The organism is Myxococcus sp. AB025B, from assembly GCF_006518215.1.
Taxonomy (GTDB): domain Bacteria; phylum Myxococcota; class Myxococcia; order Myxococcales; family Myxococcaceae; genus Myxococcus; species Myxococcus fulvus.
Window position 1 is genome coordinate 1 of sequence record NZ_SRLW01000312.1, and the last position, 11,727, is coordinate 11,727.

Consider the following 11,727-nt stretch of genomic DNA (forward strand, 5'->3'; position numbering starts at 1 on the left):
CGTCCACGTCGGGGAACTCCTCGGCTCCTCTGTCAGGAGGAGACCGGTTCGGTTGGTTTCACCGAGGAGCTTCCCTCTTTCCCGCTCGTCCCTCCTCGCCATCTACACACTTATAGGGACACGACCCCTGCGACATCATGGAGCGCACACGCCCCACTGCATCGGGGGTGAGATCGAGGACATGACTCGACTTATTGTTTCCGAAGGCCCGGGACAGCACGTTCCCCGCGAAGTCGCGCTGGTACTCCTCCGAGGAACGCTCTCCCGACACGGTTTCGGATCCCGTGTAGTCCCAGAACGTGGCCCGGCCGAGGACATCGTACCCCACCGTGGTACGCAGCCCATTCTGATCCACGACAACACGGGCGTTCCCATTCGAGTCGAAGTCCTGGTAACGGCTCTCGTACCCCCCCACCGGCCCTGGCGTCGTCCCAGCAGCGACGATGCGAACCCCCGTCAGCCGACCAGAGTCGTCGTACTCGTACGCACGCTGCACCCCCACGGCATCGGTCGTCGCCACCACGCGCCCGTTCTGGATGTGGCGCTTCCGGACCGCCTCCTTCACTTGTCCAGGGGGGCCATAAGGCGTGCGCTCTTCCACGAAGACGCCGCGCGCACCTGGCTCACCATCAACGACCTCCCAGGTCTCCACGGTCCTGAGCGGCTGCGAACCATTGAGACGCTCCTCCACCTTCGTCCGCCGAGCCCCCTGCGTGTACGTGTATGTCCAGTCCTGCGCCGGCTCCGCCTTGATGAAGTGCCGCGTCACCCGCCCGAGACTGTCGTACTGCCACGCCTCTTCAGCCCCGGTTTCGTTTTCCTTCACCTCGACGACCCGCCCCAGTCGGTCGTACGTCACATTCCGGGTCAGGGTCGCCAACCCCAGGGCTCCTGCCTGCGGGTGCGTCAGTGTGATGATCTGAGGAAGACCAAGCTCGTTCGGTGAGCCGTAGGAGGTCTGTTGCCCAAGCGCGTCTGTCTCCGCAACGAGGACCCCCGAGCCGTCGTTCCCGAAGGAGCGCACCCCTGAATCCAAGGCCGTCGAGCCGTCACTGTTCACGAAGGCGATACCTTCGACCTGTCCTTTCGTCGTGACGCGAGTCTTGATGGTCTGATGCCCATCCCGCGAGGGGGTGATTCGCTGGTCGGGAATCCCGAATTGCTTGTTCACGTCACGGGTAAATGTCTGCTGGACCAGCGCTTCGCCAGCCTTCACCCCGAGAGTGTCTCGGTATCCGACCGCTTCCTTCTGCAGAAACAGCGATGTCAGGCGATGAGCCGCATCGATGTTGTACTTGAGCTCCGCCTGATTCGAGAGGGTCACGACGTCCGGGGAGATCTGCCCATCCGCCCGCCACTGCGTCTTCTGTTCGGGCAGCGCCCCCGCCTTCATACTCGTGGCACTGCCGTAATCCGACAGGGAGAGCAGCACGTCCACCCCATCGGGGCGCGTCACCCGGCGCTTCCCCTTCTCTGGATAGAAGAACTGGTAGGCCGCAGGACCGCTCCCAGAGCTCGTTACCGAGTCGATGATCTCAGCCGGATCGACGTGCTCGAACGTCTTCGAGTTCCCCTGACTCGCGTAGTGGGCCACCCACTGGTCGAAGAAGGCCACCTCTCCCGACGCCGGAGGCGTCAAGTCCTGGCTGACCTGATAGTGCGCCTCTCGGAGTTCGTTGACCCGCCTCCAGCGCGAGTACCCGGTCGCCAGAGTAGGAACAGGCTCGTACTCGTAGCGCCAGGCCTGTTGAGGCTGGCCCGTCCGCCTCACGGCCTTCAGCAGATTGCCCCATGCGTCGTGCTCGAACTCGACCCGGTGCAGGGCGGCAGCGGGATTGACACCCTGCCCCACGCCCGACGGCAGGCTCGAGTTCAGGTAGAGCCCCACGGCGGACATCAGCTTCAGGTTCCGGGTGCGTGCCAGCAGTCGCAGCTTCTCCGCGTTCCCCCTGACGTCGGCATCCTTGTACTCGAAGACCAGGGTGACATGCCCCGGCGCACGAGAGACGCTCGCCACGAGATCCGAGTCCGGAACGTAGGTCAGCGTCGTCCAACCCTGCTTCGGTTCATCCGAGCCTTGACCATCGGAATACTCGGTCAGGACCCATCGCCGCTGGTCGGGAATTCCCGTCGCGAGCACCGACTCGGTCTTGAATCGGTACACCATCCCCGTCGATGTCGTGAACTCCGCGCCCTCCACATCAACCGTGAGGCGCCCGCCGTGGGACTTGTCGGTGCTGCAGTCGCTCGCCGCAAAGCCCGCTTGATTCACCGTCGCGCAGACCGGGAAGTCATACGACTGGCCATTCAGCACGACGATGTAACGTCCCAACTCCTCCTCGACGACGAACCCCTCGTAGTCGTGAGTCCAGCCCACGCCGAGCGGTGACACCTCATTGTTCTGGTTGTTGAACGTCCGCGAGAACGACACAGTCTCCGCGAGATGAGGGACCGAGAAGTCCTCGTGTGTCACCCGGAGGTGGCCTCCCGCGAGGTTGACGCCCTGGAACACCGTCTGGCCGGCGGCCATGGCATTCACGAAGGTATAGCGCCCTACCGGCTCGCCCAGCACCCGCTTCATCGGAGTGCTCACGCCCGTGGGCCCTGCCTTCGGCTCGAGGGTCAGGACCACCTCTCGTCCCTGCGCGCGCATGTCCTGCATGCGCCCCAGGTGATTGGCGAGCGGCAGCGTGAAGCGCCCAGCGCCATTCGCACCCGGCTTCGCCTGGATGATGAGCGGCTGTGAGATATCCGCGTCCGCCTCATCGAGATACCTCACCACCTGGTACTGGCCTGCCCCCGTTGCCTCGTTCCGGACGTACCGCACCTCCGCGGCCTTGAGCAGCGTGTCCTTCGTGCACGCAGCCCCCTCACAGAGGCGGATCGTCCCCTCCGTCATCACATCCGGCTCGATGGCGAATTGCGCCATGGCCTTGACGGAGATGGGCCGAGAGGTCGCGCTCTGCGATGACAATGCCGAAGGCGTCGCTCTGGCCAGCGAACGAACCTGTGTGTCCTCGCTGCCCGCCGTCACGAAGTCCGTGCGAGGCGAGATGCCATGGAAGTTGAAGCGGTACAGCACGTTGTCCGCGTTCCCGCTCAGGTACAGCTCGAAGTACAGGATGTCCGCCGCCGACAGCACCTCCGGGAGATACTCTCCATCACAGGTACCGCTGATCGTCCGCTGCTCGGGGTTGAACTCCACCGGGCACTCGATGCCGAAGTCATCCGTTCCCAGGCGCAGCCGGTACTCGCCACTCACCGTTCCCGCGCGGCCCGGAACGTCCGGCGCTTGCAGGCCATTGAGCAGGAACTGGTACGCCACGTCATCATCCGTGGCCTCGGGCCGAGTCCCCGCGAGGACACGCCCCCCATCGGTCGAGCCGCCATCCTGCTGAACATGCTCCCCGCCCTCGGCGACGATGCTGGCGGCGCCCAGCTCCAGCACGCGAAACTCATGCTCGCGGGCGCGGTCATACCGCTCCAGCGCCGAGCCATCCGACTCGCGGTGCCGGTAGACGTTCTTCAACCCCACCGCCCACTTCGGCAGTGACTCAGGGTGCTCGCCGGTCTCCGGTTCGGACTCCGGCATCCCATCCCGGTTCGTGCAGTCGCCGGGCTCGCAGAAGTTCGGCGGCGGCGCGTTCACTTCGTCCGGCTGCAGGAAGCCGTCGTCGTTCCTGTCCCGCTCGAGCATCGGATGCCCGATGACGTGCAGATAGTAGTTGGCCCTCGGCAGCGCCCCCAGGGTCGCCATCTGCCCCTGACTGTTCACGTAGGTCAACGGAGTCTGGACAGAGGCAGTGTGACGGCCCGGGCGCACCGGGAACGTCACCACCACGGGCTGCTCCTCGGCCGTCCCCGTGACACGAACCACACGCCCCGCGATCGCGGGAACACCAGGAGGCACATCCACGACGCGCGGCGTCCCCATGTCGCAACGCCCAAGCACCCGGTGGGGCGAGGACGCGGGCAGCTCGGAGCAGAACTGCTCCAGCGCCTCACCCGGCGCGCCCAGGTCCCGCAGCATCCCAGGCTCGCAGATACCGCCATCCGGCAGGTAGCCGACCGTCAGGCATGACGCCTCGTCCGGCCCGGCGTCGGCGTGCGCGACCACTCCTGCATCACTCCCGGCGCCACCGTCGGTCGCCACCTCCGGCATCTGCCGCACGCGCCAGTGGGTGTCGAGTTGAAGGAAGTCATCCTTCGTCGTTCCCGCGCCACCATGGCGAACGAGGCTGGGCCGTGCCGCGACCTGAACGCCCTCTGGCGTCAGACGCCTGGACACACGGATGTCGAGCTCGGGCGGATAGAGCTTGAGGTCCGCGGGAATCCCCAGCTCCGCCTGGGTGCAACGAGACAGCGTCATCGTCTCGCCCAGCTCCGTCACCTGGAGCGGTCCCCCCGCCTCGTCATCGGCCTGACAGGTCCCCGATGCGGAGCGCTCGACACGGTTCACGGCCGGCACCGTCACGTGGGTCATCCCTGAGTAGCCCGTCGCGTGGTTCACCGCGAAGACCACCAGGCGATCCCCTGGGTTCAACCGCAAGTGATTGGTCCGGTTGTCGCGACAGTTCCCGTCGTAATAGCCCTGGTCCGCTTCGCTCAGACCCCCACCGTCGACGGTTCCGCGCTCCCGCTCCAAATCCCTGCACCGCTCGCGCGCCACCTGCCGGATGCGCGCGGCGGGGCCTGTCCTCACCCGCGTGTAGTACCCATGCGGGTCGCCGGGCTGATACGAGCCCTGGCCACACACTGCTCCATTCGGCGTTCCCGCAGCGAACGTGGCAATGGGGTGCTCGAGGTCATCCTCGCGGAAGAAGTGCACCTCGGTGGACTTCACGTCGCGCAGGGCGATGTCGACGAACTCTCCCGGCGTCTGGGCCCTCTGGCTGTAGGCGTCCTCGTCACAGTTCAACCCCAGTGACTCACCTCGCCGATTCACGAAGGTCAACGCGCCATACAGCATCCGCACATCCACCAGGATGTCCGCACGCGCGCTGCTCCCGGGGCTCACCGTGAAGGTCTGGGAGCATACGGGGAACTGGTTGAGCGTCGGCGTGTAGCGGATGACGCCATCATCTCCCAGTCGCTCCACCAGCCGCGGGCCCGTGGGCACCTCCGTGCAAGCAATCCCCATCTCTCCGCCGGTCAGGCCCGCCACCGGAATGCCGAACCCTCCGGAGGCCCCGGTCATCCCCACCGAACCGCCCCCCGGACCAGTGACCGTCACCCGCAGATTCTTGAAGCGAACCGGGCTGTGGACCGCTTCGTCTCCCACGTCACTGAAGGTGTCCTGCAGCGTGCGCAGCCGCAGCCTCGCCCGGACGGGCCCCGCGTCGCTCGGCTCCCGGACCAGCTCCGCTTCGAGTTTCAGGAGGCGATGCGCGGACTTCGACAGCGCGGACAGGGTCAGCACGGTCCGCCCCTCGGGCAATGCGACATCCTGCGCCACCGACGCCTCGCCCACGCCCTGTGCCTGCCATGCGCCCGGAGTCGGCTCCGGCAACGGCCCCTGTGGGCCCTCCGCCGTCAGCTTCACGAGCACCGTCTCGGGGTTGGCCACCTCGTAGGGGTCCATCGAGACGAAGCGCGACCGGAAATCGAGCGCCATCGAATACGGCAGCGTCACGGTCTGCTCGGACGCAGGCGCTCCCTGTCCTGGGAGCGTGGGCCTGCTCACCTCCAGTTCGAGCTGACGCTCCAGGGGAGCGCGCACCGAGCCCGTCACCGCGCCCGGGATGGCCATTCCCGCCAGCGTGTCGAAGGCGGTGTAGGCGGCTTGATTCAACCCACCTCCAAGCTGGGCGTGCGCCTCTGTCACCGCGAAATTCGACAGGAGCTGTTTCCAGAGGGGCTCCGATGACCTCACGGGGCGAACTCCCTCCCTGGAGCCGCGAAGGCCACTTCCGCCATCGAGCGACTGCCCAGCATCTCCTCCCGCGGCGTCCAAGCCCAGCGCAGTGGCCACCGCCTGATGCTGGACCTCGTCGAGTGGCACATAGCCCACGAACTCCAGGGACGTGAGCCCCAGGGGGCTCACGGGAGTCAGCACCGTCGCATCCGCGCTCACCCGCGCGAAGCCCACGCGCTTGAGCACATGCCGCTGAGGATCATGGCCGAGGACCATCGCCAACCGCCCCGCGGGCAGATTCGTTCGATTGGGGAACGTCACGCTGACCGACTTCTGGAGCCTGAGCCCCGCGGGCCCCATCTGCCAGAGCGCGCCAAGGCCCGCGCGCCCCTCCATGGGCAGTGGCAGGGCATAGGGCTGGACCTCGGTCGCGGTCACCAACCCACGCGTCGCGCCATCCTCGAAGAAGAGTCCCTCCGCGGGCACGTCCACGCGCAGACCTCGATGACGCCCGGCGAAGTCCATCGACATCGGGCGCAAGGCATCGACCACCTGGGCAGAGGCAGTATCCACTGCGGTCAGCGCCAGCGGAGCATCCAGCGTGTCCGCTTCGGCCTGGGCGAACAGGCGACGACGCACGGAGGGGAACGATTGTCCCTCGGACGTGAGGCCGCCCTCGTAGCGCAGCACCAGCTCACCACCGCGCGACGGGAAGAGGGTCCAGTTGCCATCCGGACCACTCACCGTGGACAGCGTCGTCCCCTCCACCGAGACCTTGACTCCCGGCAAAGGCCGATAGTCCGCATCCACGACGTACCCGCGCACACGCGTCAAGGGGCGGCGCACCGTGAACTCGCTGGAGAACTCCGCGTTGCCCATCCCCGGCGGTGTCACCGGCTCGAGGTTCCTCACCAGCACCCTCAGTCGAGCCCCTTCGGGAAGCGGATCCCTGGCGATGAAAGACACCGTCTGTCCCCCGGGCGCCACCGAGTAGCCGCCAGGCAGTGCCGCCCCCTCCCCATTCACCTGGACCTGGAATCGTTCCGCCAGGGCCGTACCTCGGATAGGCTTGTTGAAGGACACGCTCACCAGCGAGTCGGGCTCGATTCCCTGCTCGCCCCCTCGTGGCGAGACCCCTGTCACGGAGAGAGGCTCCTGACTTGCGTCGCGGTAGCGCACCGTGATGCTCGCCGTTCCGACCATCCCTCCCGTCGCCCCCTCGGACACCTGCGTGTCCTCCGCGGTGACGCGGATGACGTTCTCCCCCAGGCTCAACCGCACCGTCGTGGTGTATTCGTCTCGCTCCGGCGACACATCAAGCGACTCCGTGCCAATCCTCAGACTCGTTAGCGGCGCGGCGCTGGTGACACGGACACGAACCGTCACCTCCGACGTCGAGGCCTCGAAGCCATCCGAAGGTTCCAGGATGGCCACCCGGGGAGCACTTCCACGGAGCGTGAGCGTGGCGGTCTGCTGGGCGCGGTTGCCCGCGACGTCGCGCGCCACCACGATGACCTGCGTGGGAACCTGCGGTGGCAAGGTCACATAGGCGCTGAACGTCCCCGCGACGACTCGCGCCGGAACGCCGTCCACCAACACCTCAGACAGATGTCGCTCTCCCACCGTCCCCGTGAGCAGGTACGGGGATTGCGCGATTCGCTCCCACCCCGAAGGTGGAGGGATCAGAGAGAGCTGAGGAGGAAGCCGGTCGATTGCCACGGACCGGGTCTGCGTATGCGAACGGCCGCGCGCATCCGTCACCCGGAACTGCAGCGAGTAGTCTCCATCCGCGAGCGACAAGGCGCCGGTGAACTCGCGACCGTTCACCGCCATGCCCGCACCTTGTACGGTGACCGTCAGCGGGAGTGTGCCCCCCTCGATCCGTCCACTGACGACCACGTGGGCTCCCCCATAGACCCCGCCCTCCTGCGGCGCCTCGACCACCAGGACCGGAGCGGGCTCCACGCCCCCGCCAGCATCTGAGTTCCCCACCGAGCCGGCGTCAGTGCCATCCGCGGGTCCCGCGTCGCGAGACGGCCCTCCCGCATCCCACTGCGGGGTTCCCGCATCCTGCCCAGCACCTCCATCCGGAGTTCCGCCATCTGCAACCCCACCATCCACCGGCTCTTCTGAATCCCGGATGACCGACACGCTCTGGGTCGCGGTGTTCCCCGCTGCATCCATGACCGTGACCACGAGGAGGTTGGTCCCCTCGAGCAACGAATGCATCCGCCGCCAGAGACCATCGGGCCCCCGGACCAGTTGCTCTCCTCCCACCAGAACGCGGTCGACGAGGCTCTCGTCCACCGCCGAGACCTCGACTTCCACCTCTGCCGCCCGCGTCACCAGGCCATTCACCGGCTTGTGAATGGTGACGACCGGAGGCTCGGCATCGATGACGAAGCTCCTCCGCTCCTCGCGAACGTTCCCCAAGAGGTCCGTCGCGGTGATGACCAGCACGTGCGCTCCCGAGGCGGAGACCGTGCCACCGCTCGTCACCGGCGAGCCATCCAGGGTGGCGCTGACAGTGCCGGGATGAGCATCCGCGACGGTCCAGGAGATTGTCGCGGGCGTCCTGCGCAGCTCGCCCTCATCAACCCCCTCTACGGTAACGACGGGGGGCGTGCGGTCGATCGCGAAGCTCTTGGCCGTGCTCGTGACGTTCCCGGCCTGATCCTCGGCTCGGATCTCGAGCAGATAGTCCCCGTCGTCCCCCACCGCCGTCCCCGAAGCGAATGGCGCGCCACGCAGCGTCGCGCTCACGCTTCCAGGATTCGCATCCGTGGCACTGAAGACGGGCGTCACGACCCGAGCGACGAGTCCTTCCTCGGGAACTCCGTCAATCACGAGGAGTGGAGGCGTGCGGTCCAGGGTGAAGGAGACGGAGGAGACCGTTCGATTGTCCGCCTTGTCACGGGCGGTGACACTCACCGTATGCGGCCCCTCGGCGGCGATGGTGTCGCCGCCGTGATACTCCTGGCCATCCAGGAGGGCTTCGACCCCTTCCGGCGCCATGTTGAGGTCCGTGGCGGTATAGCTCACCACGACAGGCCCCTTGAGAACGGCCCCCTCGGCCACACCCGACAACGCCACCAGCGGGAAGGTCCGGTCGATGGTGAAGTTCACCGTGGCGATGCCGTAATTGGCGGCGCGGTCCTTCGCGACGACGTAGAGCGAGTACGTGCCGTCATCGTGGATGGGGGTGTTGTTGGGATGCCCCACGCTGTTCAACGTGATAATCAGCGCCTCGATATAGTTGCTGTCCACCTGGATGGATGGAGTCACCACCCGAGAGGCGAACTCTCCTTCGGAGATACCCATCACGGTGACGACCGGGACCCGCACCAACAGCGTGAAGCGGACCCGCTTCATCGCTACCCGGCCCTCGGGATCCTCCGCGGTGACGAGCAGTTCGTACTCGCCATCCGCCGACACCTCCGTGTTGTTCGCGATGGAGGCGCCATTGAGCGTGGCCGAGGTACTGACCACGTAGGGACTTACCGCCTCCCACTCCACCGTCACGGGGCCGCGCGTCACGTCTCCATCGGACACCCCTCGCACGGTGATGACGGGCGCATTCTGATCGAGCACCACGGCTCGACACACCCGGGAGACGTTCCCACAGGAATCCGCCATGACCGCCGTGATGGAGTTCACGCCTTCCACAAGCGGCACGTCCGACCTGAAGCCATCCGAGCCCACGAGCCAGGCTGGCGTGCCATTGACGATCAAGGACTTCCCATCGCTGCCATATTTTCCCGAGGCAACGATGGGTGAACTGGTGACGTAGGCACCATCCTCGGGTTCGGTGAAGGACACCGCCGTTGGGAGCGTGTCAGCATCGAAGATGGCGACGCGCACGTTGGAGTCGGCGCCACCCTGCGCCAGGACTTCCAGCCGATTGGTGGCGTTCAAGGAGATGGCGGTCGCATGGACGCGGCGTTGCGAGGGAGAAACTCCCGCCAGGACATCCATTCCATTCAGGCGAACCTGGGCGTCAACGGTCTCGCCCAACATGTCCACCACCAGCACTCCGAGCGTCCCCACACCCTTGGGCTCGAAATCGAAAACTGCGGGAGACGGCGCGTGCCCGGGCTGCAGATACCCGGTGTCCGCCATCATGCAAGGAAGCGTGCCCAGCATCGCGACGGAGACCCGGACCCGACCCTCCCCCTGGGCTTCGACTGCGATCTGGTTGCTCGCGGAGAGGGTGACGCGAAAGACCTTCAGGTCCTGGCCCGCGGAGATCGTCCCTACCGCGACGCCATTGAGCGAGACGGCCGCGGACTGCGCCTTTCCCGCGCCTTTTCCGTCGCCATTCTGGAGGACCACCAAGGCATCCAGATTGTCCGAGGCAGCGAAGGTCTCGGTTCGAGCCTCTCCCCCGGGAACCGACAGCCCCCCCAAGCGCCAGCTCGGATTCACGGTTTCGGGCAGAACGCCCGCACAGGCCGGAGCGAGTGACTCGACGGGGAGCGTCGCGCGCGACACGCCCAGCGTTGGGCCGGGTTCACTGGGGAGGGGCTCCTGTCCCTCCGGCTTCTTGCGACAACTCGCGAGGGACGCGACCACCAGGAGCGCGAACACCCACCTCGACCAGACTCCCACGGCACCCTGGTTCATCCCTTTTCTCCTCGCCTGCCCGTCGCACTCACACCCGTGCCCCAATGGAGCCCGCCATCCCGGACGAGAGACTTCCTGGCGCCACGCCCCTGACGCCTCATCGCCCGCGTCCCGCGTCCTTCGTCCCCACGCCACTGGAAGAGGCTCCATCCTGGCCAAGCCGCTCGGGGTAGAGCTTCACGGGGATTCGCGCCCGGAGTTCCTCCAGCAACCGTCCCTGCGTCTCGCGGCGGGCCTCGGCCTCCACCTTCCCGCGGGACTCCTCGAAGCTCGGAACCACTTGCTTCACGGGCTCCACCGCCTCCAGGAGATACAAACCGTATGGCGTCGCGAATGGCCGGGAGCGCTCCCCCTTCGCGAGTCGCGCAGCCTCCTCGAAGAACACGTCGTCGACCTGGCCCTCCAGCACGGGCCCCAGGTCTCCACCCCGTGCGGCGGTGCTCGGGTCCTCAGAGCTCTCGCGCGCGACCTTCTCGAACGGCTCTCCCCCCGCGAGCCGGGCGAACAAGCCATTCATACGAGACTGTGCCTGAGCTCGGGCCTGCTCATCCGCCGACGGTGGAAGGCGGACCAGGAGCTGTCGGACATGGACCTCGCGGCGGCCGAGCTGCTCTCGTGTCGCCGCGTAGCGCTCGCGAAGCTTCGACTCCGTGCTCGCCTCCGCCAGACGCTTCTCCAGGAGTGCCTGAGCCAGCAGCTCGCGCTCGGACGCCCGCTGTCGCGCTTGGACTTCCGGGTCCCTGTCGAGCCCAGCTCGCCGAGCCTCCTCCGCGAGGAGGCTGCGTCCCACCAAGGCATCGAGTGCCTCGGCAGGCGTCGGACGGTCTCTCGAGCTGCGCGAGGCAATGAAGGCCGCGACGTCCGCGTCCAGCACGTCCCTTTTTCCAACCTCGGCCACGACCTTCTCATCACGACACGCAACGAGCGTCAGGGCCGCCGCGAGCAACCCTGGAATGAGCCGCGCGAGACCGCCATTCGAATCACGTAGATACACAGACGCTCCCGACCACGCCCTCAGGGCGTCACTGGCATGTCGATGCTCACCGAGCCCGTCTCACGCAGCCGGGCCAGCAATCCTTCCAGAACCTTTCGCTTCCACTGCGGCAGCGCTCGCCCCTCCACCTCCGCCCTCACCTCCTCGAACGCCGGCACCCTCGCGTCGCGGCGCTCCAACAGCCGCACCACCGAGTACCCCTTCGCCTCCGCCACCACCGCGCTGGTGTCCCCCACCTTCTTCAAGCCGAACGCCG

General features: G+C 66.8%; 2 protein-coding genes and 1 pseudogene. All 3 read right to left on the reverse strand.

Translation table 11 applies throughout. The features are described 5' to 3' along the window. Positions 1-58: 58 nt before the first annotated feature. Entirely contained in the window at positions 59-10,186 is a 10,128-nt protein-coding gene (locus FL311_RS35375) for a DUF6531 domain-containing protein (RefSeq protein ID WP_141332100.1), read from the reverse strand. Between the two features lie 388 nt (positions 10,187-10,574). Continuing rightward, positions 10,575-11,375: a peptidylprolyl isomerase gene (locus FL311_RS35380; protein ID WP_194869492.1), complete on the reverse strand. Its 801-nt coding sequence runs from the start codon at positions 11,373-11,375 to the stop codon at positions 10,575-10,577. Positions 11,376-11,491: 116 nt separating this feature from the next. Then, positions 11,492-11,727 (reverse strand): annotated as a pseudogene (locus FL311_RS35385) (peptidyl-prolyl cis-trans isomerase); the annotation flags it as partial.